Source organism: Mesorhizobium shonense (assembly GCF_040545255.1).
Lineage (GTDB): Bacteria > Pseudomonadota > Alphaproteobacteria > Rhizobiales > Rhizobiaceae > Mesorhizobium > Mesorhizobium shonense.
This window is the reverse complement of record NZ_JBEPLM010000002.1, coordinates 272,664-293,199: the sequence shown is the minus strand read 5'-3', so window position 1 is coordinate 293,199 and position 20,536 is coordinate 272,664. Positions and strand designations below refer to the sequence as shown.

Genomic DNA, 20,536 nt, shown 5'->3' with positions numbered 1-20,536 from the left:
CTCAGGCCGCCTTCTTCTCGGCGGTGCCTGTATTCATCGTGCTCTGCTCGACGGCATCGATCGTCGGGCGCTCATAGGAGGAAATGGTCTTGCGGCCGAACTCGATCGCGACCTGCGGCAAGGCGCCGTTCATGTAAGCGAGCAGCGTCTGCTTGACGATGATGTAGAGGCGGTTCTTCTTCTCGCGCACCGTCTTGATCTTGGTGGCGACCGGACCGACCACGGCATAGGACAGGAAAATGCCGAGGAAGGTTCCGACGAGTGCGGCGCCGATCAGGCCGCCGAGGATTTCCGGCGACTGGTCGAGCGCGCCCATCGCCTTCACCACGCCGAGCACGGCGGCGACGATGCCGAGCGCCGGCAGGCCGTCGCCGACCGCGACCATCGCGTGATAGGCCTTCAGCTTGTCGGTGCGGATCGTCTGGATTTCTTCATCCATCAGCGCCTCGATCTCGTGCGAGCGCGCATTGCCGATGATGATGATGCGGCAATAGTCGCAGATGAAATGCGTCAGATCGTGGTTCTTCAAGACGGTCGGGAACGCTTGGAAAATCGCCGACTCTTCCGGATTGTCGATATGCGCCTCGACCTCGCTGCGCGATTTCGAGCGCAATTCGCGCATCAGGCTGTGCAGGACGCCGAGCGTTTCGAGATAGTCGCGCTCCTTCGGCACCGCCTGCTTGAAGGCTTCGAGAATGCCCTTGCCAGTGTCCTTAACCGTCTTCATCGGATTGGCCACGAGGAAGGTGCCGAGCGCGGCGCCGCAGATGACCACCGCTTCCCATGGCTGCATCAGCACATGCAGATGGCCGCCCATGGCCATGAAGCCGCCAAGAACGCAGCCAAGCGTCACCACAAGTCCGATCAGAATACCCACGACAGGTCCTTCCGCATGTCACGTCGTGGATCAGGGATAGTCCTCGTGCCTTGTGTGAGGCTTGAATCGCGACGCGGGAAACCGATTCAGCTTCGCACAAGGGAGCTTCGCTATCATTCCTGGATAGCTTCGGCCGGAGGCGCATATGTTGAACACCTACACGAGCTACCAGCTCATCGCCAGGGACATCCCCAAGGCGATCGACCAGGTCGAGTCGCAGCCCGTCGTGAAGCGCGAGACCGACTACTATTTGGCCAATATCGGCAACGTCAAAACCATCGACGATTTCGTCAACAACACACGGCTCTTCAACTATGCCATGAAGGCGTACGGGCTGGAGGACATGGCCTATGCCAAGGCCTTCATGGTCAAGGCGCTCAAGGAAGGCGTGTCCGACTCCGACAGCTTCGCCAACAAGCTGAGCGACAAGCGCTACGCCGACTTCGTCAAGGCTTTCAACTTCGCGGCCTATGGCTCGACCGCCACCCTCTTTCCCTCCGCCCAGCAAGGCGCCGTCGACAAATACATGCGCCAGACGCTGGAGGAGAATGCCGGCGAGACCAATCAGGGCGTGCGGCTGGCGCTCTATTTCCAGCGCAAGGCGCCAAATATCACCAACTGGTATGACGTGCTCGCCGACACCGCACTTTCGAGCGTCGTCCGCACCGCGCTCGGTCTGCCCGACGCCTTCGCCTCCGCCGATATCGACAAGCAGGCGCAGGCGTTCGAGCAGAAGCTCGATATCGCCGACTTCAAGGACCCCGACAAGTTGAACAAGTTCCTGACCCGCTTCACCAGCCTGTGGGAGATCAACAACCCAACCTCCAGTGCCGTGACGTCGGTCAGCGTGCTCTTCGCACAACCGACCACGGTCGGTATCTCGACCGATCTGATGATGGCCATGCAGAAGCTGAAATTCTGAGAACACCATGCAGGACAGTCTCTATGTCGCCCTCTCCTCGCAGATTGCGCTCGAGCGGCGCCTCGACACCATCGCCGACAATGTCGCCAACGCCTCGACCATCGGCTTTCGCGCCACCGGCGTGAAATTCGAGGACGTGGTCTCCGGCACCGGGCCGAAGTCGGTCTCCTTCGCATCCTCCGGCAAGACCTATCTTTCCACCGCGCACGGCTCGCTGACCGAAACCGGCAATCCTTTCGACTTCGCCATACAAGGCGACGCCTGGTTCGCCATCGAGACGCCGGCAGGAACGGTGATGACCCGCGACGGCCGCTTCTCCATGAACGAGAACGGCGAGCTGATGTCGATCGAAGGCTATCCGGTGCTGGACGGCGGCGGCGCGCCGATCCAGCTCGATCCGCGCAACGGCCCGCCCAAGGCCGGCGCCGACGGCTCGCTCAGGCAGAACGACCAGCTTGTCGGCGCCATCGGCCTTTATGATTTCGACCCCGGCGACAATTTTGTCCGCTACGGCAATTCGGGCATCGTGCCCGCGCGCGCCCCGGAACCGGTCACCGACCGTTCCGACGTCGGCGTCGCGCAAGGGTTTCTGGAAGAGTCCAACGTCAATCCGGTGCTGGAGATGACCCGGCTGATCCAGGTGCAGCGCGCCTTCGAGAACACGGCGGCGCTGATCCGGCAGAGCGCTTCCTCCACCGACGACGCCATCAAGACGCTCGGTTCGAAGTAGCGGCATGGCGACCGGCTCGTCCCTGCTGCGCGCGCCAGAGAGGCTTGCCGAAGGCGGCCCGACGGATCGGCTGGCCGCTCTCGAACGCGTCTGGCGGCGGTTCGACAATCCGGAAAATGTGCTCAGCCGCGGCGGCCGCGTCGTCGAGGTCTCGCCCACCCACTATAAGGTCGGCGGCCTCTCCGACATCGCCAGGCTCGGCGACATCGTCGAGCAGCGCGGCAAGGCCGGCACGCGCCGCGGCGAGATCGTCAGGATAGGCCGCGACGAGGTGGTGGTGGCGCCGTTCGAGCGCAGCGCCGACGCCGGCATCGGCGACGCCGTGTTCCGGCGCGGTCCGCTCGCAGTCGCGCCGCACGCTTCCTGGCGCGGACGCGCGATAGACGCCTTGACCCGCGTCATCGACGGCGGCCCGCCGCTGGCCAGGCCCGACGCCGCCGATAGCGCGCACGCACTGACGCCTGGCGCCATGTCGCGTCAGCGGGTCGGCACGAGCTTCCTGACCGGCGTGCGGGTGATCGACATCTTCACGCCGCTCTGCTTCGGCCAGCGGCTCGGTATCTTCGCCGGCTCCGGCGTCGGCAAGTCGACGCTGCTTGCCATGCTCGCCGGCGCCGAGGCCTTCGACACCGTCGTCGTCGCGCTGATCGGCGAGCGCGGCCGCGAGGTGCGCGAATTCCTCGAGGACACGATCGGCGCCGACAGCATGACAAAGACCGTTGCCGTGGTCGCCACCAGCGACGAGAGCGCCATGATGCGCCGGCGCGCGCCCGACACCGCCATGTGCGTGGCCGAGCATTTCCGCGACCAGGGCCATCGTGTGCTCCTGGTGCTGGATTCGATCACCCGCTTCGCCCACGCGCTGCGCGAGGTGGCGACGGGAACCGGCGAGCCGCCGGTCGCGCGCGGCTACCCGGCATCGGTCTTCACCGACCTGCCGAAGCTGCTCGAAAGGGCCGGACCGGGCGCCGAGGGGCCCGGGGTTAAAGGCAGGGGCTCGATCACAGCCATCATCTCGGTGCTGGTCGACGGCGACGACCACAACGATCCGGTCGCCGATTCGGTGCGCGGCATCCTCGACGGCCATGTCGTGCTCGACCGCGCGATCGCCGAGCAGGGCCGCTATCCGCCGGTCAATCCGCTGTCGTCGATCTCGCGTCTCGCCGATAAGGCCTGGAGCGCCGAGCAGCGCATGCTGGTGACCAGGCTGAAGTCGATGATCGCGCGCTTCGAGGACACGCGCGACATCCGCCTGCTCGGCGCCTATCAGGGCGGCGCCGATGCCGAGCTCGACATCGCCGTGCGCCAGGTGCCGCTGATCTACGAGGCGCTCACGCAGTCGCCGAAGGACCGCGCGTCGGCCGATCCTTTCGCCGATCTCGCCCGCCATCTCAAGGGGAAGCAGAATGGCGACCAAGGAGACTGATCTTCAGCACACCGAGCGCATGCTGCGCGAGATGATCGCAGAGGCCAAGGCCGCCGAGGAGGCCGACGCCAGCCGCGAGTCACTCATCAACGGCCTATTCCCGAAGAAGGTGGAGTGGCCGCAGCCGCCGCGAGCCGAATTCCCGCGCCTGGCCAACAGGAAAGCGGACCGGCGCAGCGATTTCGTCATCGCGGCGCTCGGCATCACGCTCGGGCTGATCTGCGCGCTGTTTCCCTGGTACATTTTCTTCAACCAGGAGCAGTTCGGCGTGCAGGCCATCAAATTCGGCGGCAGCGGCAGCAATTCCGGTCGCACGGGCGGCGGGGTTGCAGCCGAACGCAGCGGACCGCTGACGGCGAAGGACGTTCCCAATGCCGATATCGACCTGCTTGCCACCGGAACGGTACAGGATGACCCGGCCCCAGCGCCGGCGCCCGATGAGCAGCCCTTCCCCGCCGTATCGGGATTCAAGATGGTGCATGTCGCCAACGGCCGCGCCATGATCGAGGACGATACAGGCCTGTGGATCGTCCAGCGCGGCTCGGTTCTGCCCGATTCCAGTCGCGTCGCCTCGATCGAGCAGCGCGGCGGCAAATGGGTCATCGTCACGGACGCCAACAAGGTGCTCGAGCTTTCCAGGTGACGGCGCGCCCCTGGTGATGGCGCTTTGCGGACCGCGGGCTCGTCCCGCGCAAGGTCCGCGCAAGACTGGCGGCCTAGTCTTGTGCGTACTCGCCCGGAGAGTCCCATGGAACCCGTCAACCTCTTTGACCTCGCCACCCGGCAGTCGCAATGGCTGGCCGTGCGCCAGTCGGCGATCGCTTCCAACATCGCCAACGCCAACACGCCGGGCTACACGGCAAACGATGTCGAGCCATTCGAAAAGGTTCTCGACCGCACAGCGGTGACGTTGAAGGCCACCGAGGCCGGCCATCTCGGCGCGGAGGCGACCAATGCCGGCTTCAACGTCAAGCCGGAGGAGCAAACCGGCTCGATCATGCCGTCGAAGAACACGGTCGTTCTCGAAGACGAGTTGATGAAAGCCGGCGAAGTGCGCCGCTCCTTCGAGCTCAACACGGCGATCGTCAAGGCCTTCCATTCGATGATGACCATGGTGGTGAAGAGCTGATCATGGACGCGCTGACCGCAGCCCTCAAAGTCGCTTCATCCGGCCTTGGCGCCCAGTCGGAGCGCCTGCGCGTGGTGTCGGAGAACCTCGCCAACGCGCAATCGACGGGCAATACGCCCGGCGCCGACCCCTATCGCCGCAAGACGATCACCTTCCAATCCGAGCTCGACCGCGCGTCTGGCGGCTCGCTGGTCGAGGTGAGCTCGATCGCGCGCGACCCGTCCGACTTCCCGATCGAGTTCCAGCCCGGCAACGAAGCCGCCGACGACAAAGGCTACGTCAAGATGCCCAACGTCAACGTGCTGGTCGAAATGGCGGACATGAGCGAGGCGAACCGCTCGTACGAGGCCAACCTGCAGGTCATCAAGCAGGCTCGCGATCTGATTTCCATGACCATCGACCTGATGAGGAACCAGCAATGATCGGCGGTATCGGGGCACTACAGTTCAAACCGGCAATCGACGGCGCGGAAGCCGGCTCGCCGGGCCTGCTTCAGGGCGGTGTCGGGACGCAGGCGAGCGAAAGCGTCGGCAGCAGCTTCGCCGAGGTCCTCAGCCACGCGGCGACCAAGACCGTCAACACGCTGCAGGGCGCCGAGCAGATGTCGATCCAGGCGCTCAAGGGCGATGCCGACACCCGGCAGGTTGTCGATGCGGTGCTGAGCGCCCAGCAGGCCCTGCAGACGACCATCGCCATCCGCGACAAGGTCGTCTCGGCCTACCTCGAAATCAGTCGCATGAATATCTAGGACCGCGTCATGAAAGCCCTTGCCATCGCCGCGACCGGCATGAACGCCCAGCAGACCAATCTGGAAGTCATCGCCAACAACATCGCCAACATCAACACCACCGGCTACAAGCGCGCCCGGGCCGAATTCTCCGACCTGCTCTATCAGGTCGATCGCACTCAAGGGGTGCCCAACCGCTCGAACACCTCGCTGGTGCCCGAGGGCGTCTCGATCGGGCTCGGTGTCAAGACGACGGCCGTGCGCAACGTCCACACGCAGGGCGAACTGACCAGCACCGGCAACAGCTTCGACCTGGCGCTGACCGGCAGGGGCTGGTTCCAGATCGAGGGCGCTGATGGCAGCACGCTCTACTCCCGCGCCGGCGCATTCAACACCAATGCCACCGGGCAGTTGGTCACCGTCGACGGCGCCAGCGTCGTTCCGGCGATCACCGTGCCGACCGACGCGGTCGAGGTCATCGTCAACAAGACCGGCCAGGTCTTTGCCCGCATCGACGGCCAGACCGACCTGCAGCTTCTCGGCCAGCTCCAGATCGCCAACTTCGCCAATGAAGCGGGCCTGGCGCCGCTCGGCGACAATCTGTTCCAGGAGACGGCGGCTTCCGGTCCTGCCAATGTCGGCGTTCCAGGCGATCCCGGCTTCGCCACGATCGAGCAGGGCTATCTGGAATCCTCCAACGTCGATCCGGTCAAGGAAATCACCGAGCTGATCTCGGCGCAGCGCGCCTATGAAATGAACTCCAAGGTCATCCAGGCCGCCGACGACATGGCCTCGGTGGTCTCCAAGAACATCAGGTAACGGATAATGGCTATGCCGGCCTCCTGCCCTGCTTTCCGCCGCGCCGTGCTGGCCCTTGCGCTGGCGGCCGTCGGCATGCCGGCGCTTGCGCAAGAGACGGCCAAACAGATTCAGGGCGAGTCGGCCAATCAGATCGCCGCCAATCAAGCGGTCGGCGAAGCCGTGCTGATCCCCAACCGGGTCATCTACCCCGGCGAGGCGATCGAGCTCGCCGCGCTGAAGCAGGTGACCCTTGTGCCGGGCAAGCATAAGCCGGACGGCATGGCGACGCGCTCCGAGGAACTGCAGGGCAAGGTCGCCAAGCGCACGCTGCTGCCCGGCCGCTACATCCCGGTAGCCGCCATTCGCGAGGCTTGGCTGGTCGAACAAGGAGCTTCCGTTCAGGTCTATTTCACCGCCGGCGCGCTCACCATTTCGGCCGCCGGCGTCACCTTGCAGCCGGGCGCCGCCGGCGACCAGATCAAGATCCGCAACATCGACAGCGGCAAGATCATCTCCGGTACGGTGATGGCCGACGGCACCATCAAGGTCGGCGCATCGTGATGCGCGCCTTCGCACTTCTGCTGAGCGCCGCCATCAGCCTTCAGCCGGCACTGGCCGATGGGCTCACGCCCAAGGCCAAGCGCGAACTTGCGCAGAAGAATGGCGGCGTCTACGATGACCCTGAATACGATCCCGCTACCACCACGCGCATGTTTCGTGTTTCGACGGGACCGAGCACGCTGCCGCCGGGCCAGGTCGCGGCGCGCATCAAGGACATTGCCCAGCTGCAGAGCGCGCGCGACAACCAGCTCGTCGGCTACGGCCTGGTCATCGGCCTGGCCGGAACCGGCGACAGCCTGCGCAACTCGCCCTTCACCGAACAGTCGATCCGCGCCATGCTCGAGAATCTCGGCATCGCCACCGAGGGCGGCAGCGCGCGCGCCAAGAACGTCGCCGCCGTCATCGTCACCGCCAACATGCCGCCTTTCGTCCAGTCGGGCGCGCGCATCGACATCGACGTCTCCTCGATGGGCGATGCCACCTCGCTCGCCGGCGGCACGCTGGTGATGACGCCGCTCAAGGCGGCGGACGGCGAGATCTACGCCGTCGGGCAAGGCTCGGTGATCGTGGGTGGTTTCACCGCCAAGGGCCAGGCCGAGGAGCTCACCCAAGGCGTGCCCACAGCCGGCCGCGTGCCGAACGGCGCCATCGTCGAGCGCCCGGTGCCTGCCGAGTTCGACGACCAGGGCGTGCTGACGCTGCAATTGCGCAATCCGGATTTCTCGACCGCCATCCGCATCGCCGACGCCGTCAACGACTACACCTCGCAGCGCTTCGGCATGCGCGTCGCGGCCGAGCGCGACGCCCGCACCGTGCAGATCAGGCGGCCGAAGAACGTCTCCGCCGCGCGCTTCTACGCCGAGATAGAGAATCTGGTCGTCGAGTCGGATACGCCGGCCCGCGTCGTCATCGACGAGCGCACCGGCACCATCGTCATCGGCAACAACGTCAGGATCTCGCGCGTGGCGATCAGCCACGGCACGCTCACCGTGCGCATCACTGAAGCGCCGAAGGTTGTCCAGCCCGAGCCTTTTTCCAGAGGCCAGACCGCGGTCGAGCCCTTCACCGCCATCGAGGCCACGCGACCCGACGCGCGCGTCGCCGTACTCGACGGTCCCGATCTCGAAACGCTTGTCTCCGGCCTCAACCGTCTCGGCGTGAAGCCCGACGGCATCATCGCCATCCTGCAAGGCATCAAGTCGGCCGGCGCCTTGCAGGCCGACCTGGTTCTCCAATAGGCACGCCGATGATCGAGCTTTTCTCTTCGAAACCGCATCGTCGCCCGAGACTTCATCCTGGCCAGAGACATCATCCTGCAATGTGCCTCGTCGCCGCTGCCGCGATCGTTACCCTGGTGGGCGCCGCCGCCCGCGCGGAAGAAGTGCGCCAGGTGCTGCCCGGCGGACAGGCGCCGGCTCAGCCGGCGCAGCTCACGCGCGAGAAGGCGCCGGACGAAAGCGAGATCCAGCGTTTTTGCTCCAACATCGCCGACGCCGCGCGCGACCGCCGTTATGCCCTGCAGGCCGAGGAGTTGAAGCAGCTCCAGACCGGCATCGACGAGCGCATGAAAGCTCTGGAGGCAAAGCGGACCGAATACGAAGAATGGCTGAAGCGCCGCGAAGTGTTCCTGGCGCGCGCCGAGGACAGCGTGGTCAAGATCTATGCCGGCATGAAGCCTGACGCCGCGGCCGAGCGCCTGGCGATGGTCAATGCCGAGCTCGCGGCCGCCATCCTGATGAAGCTCGATTCGCGCAAGGCCGGCGTCATTCTCAACGAAATGGACCAGAAGGCGGCGGCGGCGCTCACCGGCATCATGGCCAGCGCGGCGCGAAGGGTTGATCCGTCATGAAGTTGAAATTGCTCGTCCTTGTCGCAGGCGTCGGTCTGTCCGGCTGCGGCACCGATCTCAAGGAGGTCGGCCGGGAGCCTGCGCTGTCGCCGGTCGGCTCCGGCATCGGCAATGGCGGTGGGGCTCCCTACAGCTATCCGGAGCCGCCGGCCGCGCCCGTGAAGAAATTCTCGCTGTGGGACGACCGCCAGAGCCGGCTCTTCACCGATCCGCGAGCACTGCAGGAAGGCGACATCCTGACCGTCAACATCAAGCTCAACGACAAGGCCAATTTCAAGAACCAGAACGACCGCAGCCGCACCGCCGCGCGCAAGCTGGGCTACGACGTCACGCTCGGATGGGACGGCAAGAGCACCAGCGGCAAGGGCGATGCGGGCCTGAGCTCCAGCACCGAAACCAACGCCGACGGCGAGATCAAGCGCTCGGAGAATCTCGAGCTCAATGTCGCCGCCGTCGTCACCGAGGTTCTGCCCAACGGCAATCTGATGATCAGCGGCTCTCAGGAGGTGCGCGTCAACTACGAGCTTCGGGTGCTGACGATCGCCGGCATGGTGCGTCCCTCCGACATCGGCGCCGAGAACACGATCCCCTACGAGCGTATCGCCGAGGCGCGCATTTCCTATGGCGGCCGCGGCCGTGTGAGCGAGGTCCAGCAGCCGGCCTACGGCCAGCAGATCCTCGACCAGGTTCTTCCCTTCTAGGCCGGGAGAGCGCTGTCCATGGCAAATGTCGAGCAGGCTCAGCCCAAGAAGGGACCTTCCCTGGTGGTCCAGCTCGCCATGCTTCTCGCCATGACAGGTGCCGCCATCGGCTTGGGCTGGGTTTCCGGCGGCTATCTCAAGCAGGGCGAAGCACCGGCGCCGGTGCCTGCCGCGCCGGAGAACGCCGGCAGCCCGGAGAAACCCGCGGACGCGGACAAACCCGCTGCCGGACCGACGGTGGTCCAGCTGGCGCCGATCACCACCAATCTCGCTTCGCCGAGCGAAATCTGGATAAGGCTGGAGGCATCGCTGCTCTACGACGTGCCGCAGCCGCCGGAGATGGCCGAGCAGATCCATCAGGACCTCTTGGCGTTCGTGCGCACGCTGAAGATGCATCAGATCGAAGGCGCCAGCGGCTACCAGCATCTCAAGGCCGATCTCGACGAGCGCGCGGCGCTGCGCAGCGGCGGCCACGTCAAACAGGTTCTCATCAGGACGATGCTGCTCGAATGAGAAAGCTTTTCATTGCCACGGCGCTTATCGTCGTCACCACCTCTGTCGCCGCGGCCCAGCAGCTCGATCTCGCCGGCATCGGCAAGGCCGACGGCACCACGGTCGGCTACCTCATCCAGATGTTCGGCCTGCTCACCGTGCTTTCGGTGGCCCCGGGCCTGCTGATCATGGTAACGAGCTTCACCCGCTTCGTCATCGCCTTCTCGATCCTGCGCGCCGGCATCGGCCTGCAGTCGACGCCCGCCAACCTGATCCTGATCTCGCTGTCGCTGTTCATGACCTTCTATGTCATGGCGCCGACCTTCGACCAAGCCTGGAACACCGGCGTCAAGCCGCTGATGGACAACCAGATCACCCAGGCCGAGGCCTTCGAGAAGATCTCGGATCCGTTCCGCGGCTTCATGCTGCACAATGTGCGCGACAAGGATTTCGACCTCTTTGCCGATCTCGCCCGCGAGCGCGGCCAGACCGTTTCGCGCGAGGCCGTCGATCTGCGCATCCTGGTGCCCGCCTTCATGATCTCGGAGATCAGGCGCGGCTTCGAGATCGGCTTCCTGATCGTGCTGCCGTTCCTCGTCATCGACCTCATCGTCGCCACCGTCACCATGGCCATGGGCATGATGATGCTGCCACCGACGGTGGTCTCCCTGCCGTTCAAGATCCTGTTTTTCGTGCTCATCGACGGCTGGAACCTTCTGGTTGGCAGCCTGGTGCGGTCCTTTACCTGACCGCCTCGCCGGCGACACGGCAAATGCATCGCTCGAATTTCGCGCAATATATTTTCGATTAACCGTCCAGTTTAGCCGTTTGGTAGGAAGTTGCCCGCATAGTCCGCCTCAGATGGCGGGTGATCGGGTCTCAGCGATCATTGGCATGATGCCGCACCGTCATACCGGACAAGCCGGTATGTCAAAAAAATCCGTGTAAAAACAAGGTACGAGTATCATGGCCAGTATCATGACCAATTCCGCTGCGCTGACCGCGCTGCAGAGCTTGAACAGCACCAACAAGCAGCTCGAGATCACCCAGTCCCGCATTTCCACCGGTTACCGCGTCGCCACTGCCAGCGACAACGCCGCTTACTGGTCGATCGCCACGTCGATGAAGTCCGACAACAAGGCGCTGTCGGCCGTCCAGGACTCGCTCGGCCTCGGCGCCGGCAAGGTCGACACCGCCTACACCGCCATCAACGACATCAAGGACCAGGTCGACCTGATCAAGACCAAGCTGGTCACCGCCCGCGGCGCCAGCAAGGAAGACCAGCAGAAGATCGCGACCGAAATCAACGCCATCCAGGCGCAGATCAAGTCGTCGGTCACCAACGCCAACTTCGCCGGCTCGAACCTGCTGCAGAATGACGGCACGGCGGCTTCCGACCTGAAGATCGTCGCTTCGTACAACCGCACCGGCGCGACCGTCACCATCGACACGATCAACGTCAAGTCGGCCGACACGCAGGTCCTCGACGTCGCCGGCACGGGCGGTATCGTCGGCGGCCTGCTTGCCGCGACCTTCTTCGACCCGAGCACCACCGCTGTCGCCGACACCGCCATCGACACCGCGCTCGGCTCCGTTGAAACGGCGCTCGGCAAGCTGTCCACCGGCGCTGCCTCGCTCGGTGCCGCCAAGTCGCGCATCGACACCCAGAAGAGCTTCCTGTCGAACTTGTCGGACTCGATCGACAAGGGCGTCGGCTCCCTCGTCGACGCCGACATGAACAAGGAATCGACCCGGCTGCAGGCCCTTCAGGTCCAGCAGCAGCTCGGCATCCAGGCGCTGTCGATCGCCAACGGCAACTCGCAGTCGATCCTGTCGCTCTTCCGCGGCTGATCACCCAGCGAACTTCAGGCATCCGGATCGGGCCGCGCCATCAGCGCGGCCCGATTTTCATTGTGACGCCACCGCCCTCCGAGGCGCGCCTCTTCCCTTAAGAAATACTACCGCATCGCGGTTTCAAGGCCCGCTTTTAACGCGGCATTAACCGTGACGCGCTAGTTATGGTTAACCAATCGCTATGACGGGCCGACCGGTGGTCGACAGGCATGACGCCCCCGCCAGAGAGTTGACCGGCATGCGCGAGGCATGCCTGCTGTGAGAAGGGGTGTATCTTGGCAAGCATCATGACCAACGCCGCCGCGCTGACCGCGCTGCAGAGCCTCAACGCCACCAACAAGGCGCTTGAAACCACACAGGGCCGCATCTCGACCGGTTACCGCGTCGCCACCGCTTCCGACAACGCCGCCTACTGGTCGATCGCCACCTCGATGCGGTCAGACAACCAGGCGCTCTCGGCCGTCCAGGACGCGCTCGGCCTCGGCGCCGGCAAGGTCGACACCGCCTACACCGCCATCACCCAAATCAAGGATCAGGTCGACGCGATCAAGACCAAGCTGGTCACCGCCCGGGGCGCCAGTCAGGACAATCAGCAGAAGATCGCCACCGAAATCAAGGCCATCCAGGACCAGATCAAGTCGTCGGTCACCAACGCCAGCTATGCAGGCTCCAATCTCCTGCGCAACGACGGCACCACCGCTTCCGACCTGCAGATCGTCGCTTCATACAACCGCACCGGCACGACGGTTTCCATCGACACCATCACGGTCAAGTCTGCCGACACGCAGGTTCTCGACGTCGCCGGCACTGGCGGCATCGTGGGCGGCCTGCTCGCCACGGGCTTCTTCGACCCGAGCACCACCGCTGTCTCCGACGCCAATATCGACACCGCGCTTGCCAGTGTTGAAACCGCGCTCGCCAAGCTCGCCACCGGCGCTGCCTATCTCGGCGCCGCCAAGTCGCGCATCGACACCCAGAAGAGCTTCCTCTCCAACCTCTCGGACTCGATCGACAAGGGCGTCGGCGCGCTGGTCGACGCCGACATGAACAAGGAATCGACCCGCCTGCAGGCCCTCCAGGTGCAGCAGCAGCTCGGCATCCAGGCGCTGTCGATCGCCAACGGCAACTCGCAGTCGATCCTGGCCCTGTTCAAGAGCTGATAATCCGGCCGAGACAACCCTTCCATTCGCAAGGCCGCGTCTGAACGCGGCCTTTTTTCTTGCGCGTCGGATGGCTGCTTTCGCGCTTTCCGGGTCCCGCGTGGCGCTTGGCGGCACGCACTATCATCCTCGCACAAGCTTCGCGGTCTAATCTTCCGGCGGACAGTCATGCTGGGAGCGGTTGAATCGTGCCGGAACAGATCCAGAGCCTCATCGCGAACCTGCGGGGATTCGGCGTCAGGCGTCTCGCTCTCATGGGCGGTATTGCCGCGCTGGTCATGGCCGTGATCGGCGTCGCCTCTGTCTATCTCAACCGTCCGGCCTACGAGACGCTCTATGTCGGGCTCGACCGCAGCGACGTGAACCAGATCGGCCTGGTGCTGGGCGAGGCCGGCATCGGCTTCGACGTCGGTGCCGACGGAACGTCGGTGCTGGTGCCGGCCGGCACCACCGCGCAGGCGCGCATGCTGCTTGCCGAGAAGGGACTGCCGACCAGCGCCAACGCCGGCTACGAGCTGTTCGACAATGTCGGCTCGCTTGGCCTCACCTCCTTCATGCAGCAGATCACCCGCGTGCGCGCGCTGGAAGGCGAGATCGCACGCACAATCCAGTCGATTGCCGGCGTCAAGGCGGCGCGCGTCCACATCGTCATGTCCGAGCGCGCCAATTTCCGCCGCGACGAGCAGCAGCCTTCCGCTTCGGTGGTCATCCGCTATGCCGGCGTCGATGCCGAGAAGAGCGCGCAGTCGATCCGCCACCTGGTCGCGGCGGCGGTTCCGGGCCTGTCGGCCGACAAGGTCACCGTGCTCGATTCCAACGGCAACCTGCTCGCCGCCGGCGACGACACCTCCAACACCAGCGCTGCCCGCACGCTTGGCGTCGAGCAGACGGTCGAGGCGCAGATCGGCGACAACATCCGCCGCGCGCTCACCCCCTACCTCGGCCCCGACAATTTCCGCGCCAGCGTCAAGGCCGACGTCAACACCGACACCCGCCAGACCGAAGAGACGATCTTCGATCCCGAATCCCGCGTCGAGCGGTCGGTGCAGTCGGTGCGCACCAATGAGGCCAGCAACCAGAAACAGGCCTCGACGCCGACCAGCGTCGAGCAGAATCTGCCCGAGACGCAGACGACCAGCACCGAAGGGCCGCAGTCCTCCTCGCAGAACGACCGCAAGGAAGAGATCACCAACTACGAGATCAACTCCAAGAAGATCGCCACCGTCTCCAACGGCTATTCGGTGACCAAGATGTCGATCGCCGTCGTCGTCAACCAGGAGCGGCTGAAGACGATCCTCGGCAAGGACGCCACCCCCGAGCAGATCGCCAAGCGCGTCGCCGACATCCAGAAGATGGTGGCCTCGGCGACCGGCTTCGACGACAAGCGCGGCGACGTCATCGACGTTTCGGCGGTCGAGTTCATCGACGGGCTCGACGGCGAGCCGATCGACCGGCCCGGTATCCTCGCCTCGATCGGCACATATAGCGGCACAATGATCAATGCCGGCGCCTTCATCGTCGTCGTGTTCCTGGTCGCCTTCTTCGGCCTGCGGCCGATGGCGGCCGCGCTGACGGCGTCGGCGAAGCCCGCGGCCGTCGCCGGCCCCAGCTTCGACGATGTCCAGCGCTCGCTGCCGACGCCTGACGCGCCGGTGGCCGCGATTGCCTCCGATACGCCGGCCGGCGCCTTGCCGGATGCCCGCTCGGGGTCCACCCCGCTCGACGACCTGCGTCAGAAGCTCAGGCCGGCGCCGCAGGAACGGCTGGCGCGCATGGTCGACCTCAATGAGGAGCGTACCGCCCAGATCCTGCGCAAATGGGCCGCCGCCCCGGAAGCGGCGGCATAAGTCATGGCTTCGGGAGCCCTTTTCGATCTCTTGCCTGATTTCGGTTCGCGCACCCCGCGCACCGGCCAGGCGCCGGTGGCCGTCGACGTCGAGCGCAAGCCCGAGGTATCGCCGCCGCAGGCCGACATTGGCGCTTTGATCGCCGAGGCGGTGGCCGATGCGGAAGCAGCGCTCGAGGCACGGCTCACGACCGCCCATCAGGCGGCGCTCGAGGCCGAGCGCCGGGCCAATGACGATGCGGCGAAAGCATTCCTGGAAAGCTTTGGCGGCGATCTCGGCGCGGCGGTCGCGATGCGCATCGATGCCATGGAAGCGCGCGTTGCCGATCTCACCGCCACGACGGTTGCCCGCATCATCGGCGGCATCGTCAGCGACGATCTGCAAAAGCGCTCGCTCGCAGCCCTTGCCCAAACCATCAGCGCCGCGGTCGCAGACGGTGAGGCCGTGCGCATCGGCGTGCGCGGGCCGCTGTCGCTGTTCGAGCCGCTGAAGGCCGCGCTTGGATTCCGCGCGGCCAATCTCGATTTCACCGAAGCTCCGAGCTTCGACCTGACCGTGACCATCGATGAAACGGTGTTCGAGACGCGTATCGCCGAATGGTCGGCTTCCTTCTCGGAGGTCCTGTCATGAGTGCCATCGACGGTGAGCCCCGGCACGAGATCATCATCGTCAAGCGCAATCACGACGGTCACGACGACGACCATCATGGCGGCGTCTGGAAGATCGCCTTTGCCGACTTCATGACCGCGATGATGTGCTTCTTTCTCGTCATGTGGCTGATCAACGCCGCCAACGAGCAGACCAAGGCGGCGGTCGCCAGCTACTTCAACCCGGTCGAGCTGATCGACCGCAACTCCAGCCGCAAGGGCCTGGAGGATCTCGGCGACGGCCCGAGCAAGGTTGGTCTCACCGCCGACAATCCGCAGGATGGAGCCAGCAAGGCCGGTGAGGACGGCAAAGGCGGCGCCGGCTCCTCCGACCGCAGGCAGACCAAGGAAGCCTCGCAGAAGTCCGACCTTTCCGACGAGCACCTGTTTGCCGATCCCTACGCCGTGCTTGCCGAGATCGCCACCGATACCGGCGTGATGCAGAATGTCAGCGCCAAGGGCGAAGGCGGTGTTCAGAACGCCGGTCCGGCGACCGGCGCTTCCGGCGGCGAATCCTATCGCGATCCTTTCGCGCCGGATTTCTGGTCGCAGCAGGTGGCGACGCCCGGCGCCGAAGCCAGCGCCGAGCGCAGGAAGATCGAAGGCGATCCGGTCAAACCCGGCGAAAAGGTCGCCGAAACCGAAGTGCCGAAAGTCAAGGCCGTTCCGCCTGCGCCGCCGCAGTTGGATGCGCCGCTCGAGCCGTTGGCGACGCCGGAAAAACCCGGTGCCAAGGTGACAGCCGGATCGGGCGACACGAAAATCGGGAAAGCCGACGGCAAGGAGATCAAGGGCGAAAAGGCCGAAGGTGAGAAGGCAGACGCCGAAAAAGCCGAGGCCGCCGCGAAGCCGGGGACCGCGAAGGCCGAAGCGGCTAAGGCGGGGATGGAAAAGGCCGAGCCGGAACAAGCTTCCGACAAGGAGGAAAAGACCCCGAGCAGCGCCGCCCTCAAGGCCGCGGCCGAGATCAAGCAGGAACTGGCCAAGGCCTTTACGCCGGGCGAAAAGCTGGCGGCGGGCGTCTCCGTCGAGGCCACCGACAAGGGCGTCGTCATCTCGATCACCGACCAGCTCGACTTCGGCATGTTCGAGATCGGCTCGGCCCTGCCGCGCCGCGAGCTGGTGCTGGCGATGGAGAAGATCGGCCACATCATCAACGAGAAGAAAGGCACCATCACCATCGGCGGCCATACCGATGCGCGGCCGTTCCGCAGTGACACCTACGACAATTGGCGGCTGTCCACCGCCCGCGCCCACTCCGCCTACTACATGCTGGTGCGCGGCGGCGTTGACGAAAGCCGGATCACCGAGGTCGCCGGCTTCGCCGACCGCCAGCCCAAGATCCGATCCGATCCGCTGGCGGCCGCAAACCGCCGCATCGAGATCCTGATGGCGACCGGCGGATGAGGGGCAGGACCGTCATCGGCCGCGCCGTCGGGCTGCTCCTGCTTGCCGCGGGGTCGCCCGGGGCGGCCTTCGCGCAGGACGACGGCTTGCAGCCCTATCAGCTGGTGCGTTCGCTGCAGCTCATTCAGGACCGCATCGCCGGCGGCGACCATGCGGCGCTGCCGATGCAGGCCAAGCTTCTGGAAATGGCCGATGCCAGGCTTCGCGCGGCCGATGCCGGGGATTTCAAGGACCCGAAGAATTTCCGCGCTCTGCTCGTCTACGGCATGAGCGGCGGCAACCCGGTCACCGTCGAGGCAGCGGCTTCGCGCGCGACGACCGACCCGCAGAGCCTTGCCATCGCCAAAGGGGTCGTCGCCTATCTGAACGGCCGGCCGGCCGCCGCGATCGAAATCCTGAAACCGATCGATCCGATGAGCGTGCCTCCCGACCTCGGCGCCTTCCTGGCGCTGGTCAAGGGTTCGCTGCTAGCGACCGATGAACCCTTAACCGCGCTCACCCTGCTGGATGAGGCGCGCCTGCTCAGCCCCGGTACGCTGGTCGAGGAAGCAGCGCTTCGCCGCTCCGTCGGCATCGCCGCGGCGCAAGGCGACGCCGCTCGCTTCGCGCTCGCCTCGACGCAGTATGTCGCCGGCTATCTCTATTCGCCCTATGCCAGCCAGTTCGCCGACTCCTTCGTCTCCGGTGTCATTGCGCTCCATATGTCGATCAGCCAGGACAAGCTTGCCGACATCACGTCGATGATGGATGCCGAGCGCGAGAAGGTGATCTACCTGCGCATCGCGCGCCGCGCCGCGATCGACGGGCTGGCGGATCTTTCCGCCTTCGCCTCGGCGCGGGCCGAGCAGGGCCGCAACGGCAACGGCAATCAGGACGACCCGCGCGCCGTGCTCTATTCGAGCCTCTCCACCGTGACGTCGGCCACGATCGACGACGTGCGCGCCAGGCTCGGCAAGATCGATCGCGGCAAGCTTTCGGAAGGCGACCGCGCCTTGCTCGATGCGGCACAAGCCGTTGCCGGCGAGGTTGTCGCTCCTGTGCCGGCGGTCGCCAAGGACGAGACCGAGGCTGCGGATCCGGCAAAGAGCGATGCGGCGAAACCCGCCGCCGAAACCGACCCCGCGGGCCTGGCTGACGCCGACGCCCTGCCGCCGGTGGAAGGCGCGGTGTCCGAGCAGCCGGCTGTCGCGGCCTCGCCCAAGCCGGCGGCGGACGCGCCGGCCGCGGCTTCTATGCCGCAGGCCACGCCAACGACGGCTCAGTCCACGGCCGAAGCTCCGGCCTCCGCTCCTGCGCCGCCCGAAACGCCGCCGGTGCTGCCTGCGTCTGCGCCGGCGGCTTCGGGTCTTGACCCGCACGATCCCACCGACGCCGCGATGCTCGACGCGCGCCGCCAGCTCGACCAGATTGACCAATTGCTCGGAGCCGCTCCCAAATGACCAGCGCCCAAATGACCAGCGCCAAATGACCAGCATCAGTCAGGCCCTGCCGGGGCTCGGCTCCGCTCACACCCAGTCCCGCGAGCAGGCCGCCGACGGGACGGAAAAAGGCTCGAATTTCGGCGAGATGGTGCATGGCGCCGAAAAACCGGCCCGCCAAGGCAAGCATTCGGCCGAGCCTCTGTCCTCCGATGCTCATCCAATGCGGCGTGCCCTCGCCGGTTCGCCGAAGGTACAGGCTGACCAGGATGGGCAGAACAAGACCGCCGCGCAAAAGCCGGCAGCCGGAAAAGCCACCAAGAGCAGCGCCGACACCGGTCATGCGAAAGCAGCGGACGATGCCGACGCGGCGGCGCAATCGCCCGACGCCGCTCCGCTCCAGGATGGCTTGCCCTTGCTGATGGCGTTGGGCGACATCCGCCATTTCGCAACGTCGACAAATGCCGGTCGCGACGGATCCACCGCCGAGGGAGAGGCAGGGATCCAGTCCCCCCTTGGCCGGTCCACCGCTTCGCAGCTGGCGATTCGCCAGGGCAGACGCACATTGGCCAACGCTTCCGAAACCTCCGAGCCGTTGCCGCAATCCGGTCGCGCGGGACTAGCGACGGAGAAATCCGGGCCCGATTTCGGACAGAAACCGGTGAGCGCCGATCCGGCCGCGGACGCATTGGTCCGCAAGGATGACATCCTGCCGGGAACGCAAGGCACCGAAACCGACGCCGCAACGCCGCGCGGCTGGCGGCCGGCAGCCGCCCAGAAAACGGCGCAGTCCATCGCGTCGATCAATCAGACCAGGCCATCCTCCGCCGCCGGGCGCATGGATGTCGTCAGCCAGCAGAGCTTCCCGGCGCCGGCGCAAAATCCCCTCAGCCAGACGACATCGGGGCTGGTTGAGGCGATCGCCTCGGACAATGGCGTTCAACAGGCCTTTTCAAGCGCGTCGGTCAGCTCCCAAACGGCCAACTCTGTTGCCGTTCCGACACATGTCCTGAAGATCGAGCTCCACCCTTCGGAGCTCGGCATGGTGACCGCCAGCCTGAGGCTCTCGGGAGAGCAACTTTCGATTGAGATGAAGCCGGAGACGCATGAGGCATACCGCCGGCTGACCGCCGACAGCGACGCCATCGTCAAGTCGCTCCGCGGCCTTGGCTTCGAGGTCGACCACGTCACCATCCTGCAACCCTCGATAGCAGTGCATTCGGCAAGCCGCGCCGATGCGAACAGCGCGCTGCCGATGTCGACGGGCCGCGACCAGCCTTCATTCCAACCGGGGAATTCGGGCGGCAACAGCGCCGGCGGCGATCGGCAATCGGGAAGGAACGACCGCAATGGCGCACAGGAATTCGGCCGCGCTGCTTCGCCTCTTCGCGAGCGCGCTGGCGACGATATCTATATCTAGCCTGGCTGTCGGCGTCGCCAAAGCCGCCGCCAATCCCTGCGAGCCGGAAATCCTGCGCGCCGCCGATCGTTACGGCGTGCCGGCGGGTATCCTCTACGCGGTCGGCCTGACGGAGACTGGAAAGAAGGGCAGCCTCCAGCCCAACGCTTTGAATATAGAAGGAAAAGCTGTCTTCCCGCGCAGCCGCGGCGAAGCGTTGGCGACATTCGAGAATGCCCGTCGCCAGGGTAAGACGCTGATCGACCTCGGCTGCATGCAGATCAACCATCGCTATCACGGCGATCATTTCCGCAGCGTCGAGGACATGCTCGATCCGCACCGGAACGTCGACTACGCGGCGCGCTTCCTGGTGAGCCTCCATGCCCGCCATATGACCTGGTCGATGGCTGTCGCCCGCTATCATGCCGGCCCGAACAACGACCCGGCGCAGAAGGTCTATGTCTGCCGCGTCATCGCCAACATGGTCGCCACCGGCTTCGGCAAATGGACGCCGAACGCCACCGCTTTCTGCAATCAATAGTTGTTTCTGCAGCGACTTCGAACCTGGCCGCCGTCGAGGGTCCCGGCG

23 protein-coding genes are annotated in these 20,536 nt (G+C 65.4%); 22 read left to right on the top strand and 1 reads right to left on the bottom strand.

What is annotated here, in order from left to right; translation table 11 throughout:
* Position 1 precedes the first annotated feature (1 nt).
* Positions 2 to 877, bottom strand: a complete 876-nt coding sequence (gene motA, locus ABID26_RS06860) for a flagellar motor stator protein MotA (protein WP_126087864.1) — start codon at positions 875 to 877, stop codon at positions 2 to 4.
* 145 nt (positions 878 to 1,022) lie between these two features.
* On the opposite strand from motA, the gene ABID26_RS06855 reads away from it, so the two are divergent.
* From ABID26_RS06855 to ABID26_RS06750, 22 genes are all read left to right on the top strand, one after another.
* Positions 1,023 to 1,799: a DUF1217 domain-containing protein gene (locus ABID26_RS06855; protein WP_292303331.1), complete on the top strand. Its 777-nt coding sequence runs from the start codon at positions 1,023 to 1,025 to the stop codon at positions 1,797 to 1,799.
* A gap of 7 nt (positions 1,800 to 1,806) precedes the next feature.
* Positions 1,807 to 2,529, top strand: coding sequence for a flagellar basal-body rod protein FlgF (gene flgF / locus ABID26_RS06850; RefSeq protein ID WP_292303333.1), 723 nt, complete (start codon positions 1,807 to 1,809; stop codon positions 2,527 to 2,529).
* A gap of 4 nt (positions 2,530 to 2,533) precedes the next feature.
* On the top strand, positions 2,534 to 3,955 hold the full coding sequence (fliI, locus tag ABID26_RS06845) for a flagellar protein export ATPase FliI (protein WP_292342711.1): 1,422 nt from the start codon (positions 2,534 to 2,536) through the stop codon (positions 3,953 to 3,955).
* The gene (locus ABID26_RS06840; RefSeq protein WP_292302725.1) at positions 3,936 to 4,598 is read left to right on the top strand and encodes a hypothetical protein; all 663 of its coding nucleotides are present in this window, start codon (positions 3,936 to 3,938) and stop codon (positions 4,596 to 4,598) included. The genes fliI and ABID26_RS06840 overlap by 20 nt, the downstream gene beginning before the upstream one ends.
* 105 nt (positions 4,599 to 4,703) lie before the next feature.
* The gene (gene flgB / locus ABID26_RS06835; RefSeq protein WP_126098117.1) at positions 4,704 to 5,084 is read left to right on the top strand and encodes a flagellar basal body rod protein FlgB; all 381 of its coding nucleotides are present in this window, start codon (positions 4,704 to 4,706) and stop codon (positions 5,082 to 5,084) included.
* Between the two features lie 2 nt (positions 5,085 to 5,086).
* Positions 5,087 to 5,506, top strand: coding sequence for a flagellar basal body rod protein FlgC (gene flgC / locus ABID26_RS06830; protein ID WP_059184407.1), 420 nt, complete (start codon positions 5,087 to 5,089; stop codon positions 5,504 to 5,506).
* Positions 5,503 to 5,832 carry a flagellar hook-basal body complex protein FliE gene (locus tag ABID26_RS06825; RefSeq protein WP_292302724.1) on the top strand — a complete coding sequence of 110 codons (330 nt, stop codon included), beginning with the start codon at positions 5,503 to 5,505 and terminating at the stop codon, positions 5,830 to 5,832. The genes flgC and ABID26_RS06825 overlap by 4 nt, the downstream gene beginning before the upstream one ends.
* A 9-nt stretch (positions 5,833 to 5,841) precedes the next feature.
* Positions 5,842 to 6,630, top strand: coding sequence for a flagellar basal-body rod protein FlgG (flgG, locus tag ABID26_RS06820; RefSeq protein WP_292110665.1), 789 nt, complete (start codon positions 5,842 to 5,844; stop codon positions 6,628 to 6,630).
* Positions 6,631 to 6,636: 6 nt separating this feature from the next.
* Positions 6,637 to 7,173 (top strand): flagellar basal body P-ring formation chaperone FlgA, encoded by a 537-nt coding sequence (gene flgA / locus ABID26_RS06815; protein ID WP_292302723.1) that lies wholly within the window; start codon positions 6,637 to 6,639, stop codon positions 7,171 to 7,173.
* Positions 7,170 to 8,411, top strand: a complete 1,242-nt coding sequence (locus ABID26_RS06810) for a flagellar basal body P-ring protein FlgI (RefSeq protein WP_435528550.1) — start codon at positions 7,170 to 7,172, stop codon at positions 8,409 to 8,411. The genes flgA and ABID26_RS06810 overlap by 4 nt, the downstream gene beginning before the upstream one ends.
* An 80-nt stretch (positions 8,412 to 8,491) precedes the next feature.
* On the top strand, positions 8,492 to 9,022 hold the full coding sequence (locus ABID26_RS06805; RefSeq protein WP_292302722.1) for a MotE family protein: 531 nt from the start codon (positions 8,492 to 8,494) through the stop codon (positions 9,020 to 9,022).
* A complete protein-coding gene (gene flgH, locus ABID26_RS06800; RefSeq protein WP_292302721.1) occupies positions 9,019 to 9,723 on the top strand; it encodes a flagellar basal body L-ring protein FlgH in 705 nt (234 codons plus the stop codon). The genes ABID26_RS06805 and flgH overlap by 4 nt, the downstream gene beginning before the upstream one ends.
* An 18-nt stretch (positions 9,724 to 9,741) precedes the next feature.
* Complete coding sequence (locus ABID26_RS06795) at positions 9,742 to 10,236, top strand: flagellar basal body-associated FliL family protein (RefSeq protein WP_126098109.1); 495 nt, start codon at positions 9,742 to 9,744, stop codon at positions 10,234 to 10,236.
* Positions 10,233 to 10,964 (top strand): flagellar type III secretion system pore protein FliP, encoded by a 732-nt coding sequence (gene fliP, locus ABID26_RS06790; RefSeq protein WP_292302720.1) that lies wholly within the window; start codon positions 10,233 to 10,235, stop codon positions 10,962 to 10,964. Before ABID26_RS06795 ends, fliP begins: the two co-directional genes overlap by 4 nt.
* 217 nt (positions 10,965 to 11,181) lie before the next feature.
* Entirely contained in the window at positions 11,182 to 12,066 is an 885-nt protein-coding gene (locus ABID26_RS06785) for a flagellin N-terminal helical domain-containing protein (protein WP_126098107.1), read from the top strand.
* 278 nt (positions 12,067 to 12,344) lie between these two features.
* Positions 12,345 to 13,229 carry a flagellin N-terminal helical domain-containing protein gene (locus tag ABID26_RS06780; RefSeq protein ID WP_292302719.1) on the top strand — a complete coding sequence of 295 codons (885 nt, stop codon included), beginning with the start codon at positions 12,345 to 12,347 and terminating at the stop codon, positions 13,227 to 13,229.
* Between the two features lie 188 nt (positions 13,230 to 13,417).
* Positions 13,418 to 15,076 carry a flagellar basal-body MS-ring/collar protein FliF gene (gene fliF, locus ABID26_RS06775; RefSeq protein ID WP_292371364.1) on the top strand — a complete coding sequence of 553 codons (1,659 nt, stop codon included), beginning with the start codon at positions 13,418 to 13,420 and terminating at the stop codon, positions 15,074 to 15,076.
* A gap of 3 nt (positions 15,077 to 15,079) precedes the next feature.
* The gene (locus ABID26_RS06770; RefSeq protein ID WP_292302717.1) at positions 15,080 to 15,706 is read left to right on the top strand and encodes a hypothetical protein; all 627 of its coding nucleotides are present in this window, start codon (positions 15,080 to 15,082) and stop codon (positions 15,704 to 15,706) included.
* Positions 15,703 to 17,130, top strand: a complete 1,428-nt coding sequence (locus tag ABID26_RS06765; protein WP_292302716.1) for a MotB family protein — start codon at positions 15,703 to 15,705, stop codon at positions 17,128 to 17,130. The genes ABID26_RS06770 and ABID26_RS06765 overlap by 4 nt, the downstream gene beginning before the upstream one ends.
* Entirely contained in the window at positions 17,127 to 18,569 is a 1,443-nt protein-coding gene (locus ABID26_RS06760; RefSeq protein ID WP_354414624.1) for a chemotaxis protein MotC, read from the top strand. The genes ABID26_RS06765 and ABID26_RS06760 overlap by 4 nt, the downstream gene beginning before the upstream one ends.
* A gap of 25 nt (positions 18,570 to 18,594) precedes the next feature.
* Positions 18,595 to 19,968: a flagellar hook-length control protein FliK gene (gene fliK, locus ABID26_RS06755; protein WP_354414623.1), complete on the top strand. Its 1,374-nt coding sequence runs from the start codon at positions 18,595 to 18,597 to the stop codon at positions 19,966 to 19,968.
* Positions 19,898 to 20,488, top strand: a complete 591-nt coding sequence (locus ABID26_RS06750) for a transglycosylase SLT domain-containing protein (RefSeq protein WP_126098100.1) — start codon at positions 19,898 to 19,900, stop codon at positions 20,486 to 20,488. Before fliK ends, ABID26_RS06750 begins: the two co-directional genes overlap by 71 nt.
* Positions 20,489 to 20,536: the final 48 nt, after the last annotated feature.